The sequence below is a fragment of the Croceicoccus sp. BE223 genome (assembly GCF_031457155.1).
Taxonomy (GTDB): Bacteria; Pseudomonadota; Alphaproteobacteria; order Sphingomonadales; family Sphingomonadaceae; genus Croceicoccus.
The window spans coordinates 1-1,082 of record NZ_JAVDWB010000014.1 but is presented as its reverse complement, the minus strand read 5'-3'; the positions used below and the strand labels follow the sequence as shown (position 1 = coordinate 1,082).

General features: G+C 64.0%; 1 protein-coding gene. It reads right to left on the bottom strand.

The window, feature by feature from the left end; genetic code table 11:
• Positions 1-1,082, bottom strand: a 1,082-nt coding sequence (locus J2X37_RS16520) for a hypothetical protein (protein ID WP_310023388.1), incomplete at both ends; no start/stop codon positions are given.

Sequence of the window (1,082 nt, the reverse complement as noted above, 5' to 3'; positions counted from 1 at the left end):
AGGCGGGTTTCGCCGTCGCGTTCGCCGCACTTGTCGACACCGTCGATGCTGATGGCGCAATCGATCTGGTCAGAGACGATCGCGTTCATCTGCAGCGCGTTGTTGCGCAGGCCCTGCATGAAGCCGGCGTACATGTCGCCGTCCAGCTGGTCGAGCGCATCGGCGTATTCGTCGGCGTCCAGCGTGAACAGTTCGCTCACCAGGTCGCCGAACGGACCGGTCAGGGCCGGGCTGTAGACGTTCTCGATACCGGCACCGGTGTTGGTCTGGTTGACCGTCAGTCCGGGGATGGCGTCGAACGCGATGCGGTTCAGCGCCAGGTCGACGTTCTCGAAAGCGTCGTAGGTCGCCGTCGGGGTGAAGAACAGGTTGTCCGACGTGACCGAAGCGAACGTGCCGGTCAGCTCGTTGGCGTCGATGATGTCCTGGAAGTCGTACGTATCGGCGTAGAGGCCGTTCTCGCTCGACGGACGGACGACCAGCGACGAACCGGTGATGTCCGCGGTGTTCGCGAAGATCTGCGGGTAGTCGCCTTCTTCCACCGAACCGCTCGGCAGCTGCAGGGCGAGCGTGCCGCCGGCATCGATCGTCAGGTCGTTGACGTAGACCATGGCCGGGCCATCGTACATGTCGTTGTCGGTCGGCTCGTCCACCAGGTAGAGCGTGCCGCCGTCAGCGATCGTCAGCGAACCGCTGAACGGACCCTGGACGTCGTCGATCACTTCGGGAGCCGAGTTGATCGTGCCGTCGAAGGTCAGTTCGCCGTCGGCGACGGTGATCATGTCGTCCGAACCGGTGATGATGTCGCCGTAGACGTAGCTGTCGCCGGTGAAGTTCAGCATCGCGGTGTTCGGCGAGTCGCTCGTGTCGATCGCAACGCCGTGCTGGAACGTCGCGCCACCGTCCACGCTGGTCATCGCGACGATCGAGCCGCCGTCGTTGTTCAGCGTGAAGTAGATCGGCTCTTCCGTCGCGGCAACCGCGCCGCCGGCATCGGTCACGACGATGCCGTAGGCCGACGATTCACCCATGTCGGTCGTGGCCGAAACCTCGATCGAGCCGGTGTTGGTCAGCGTGACGTC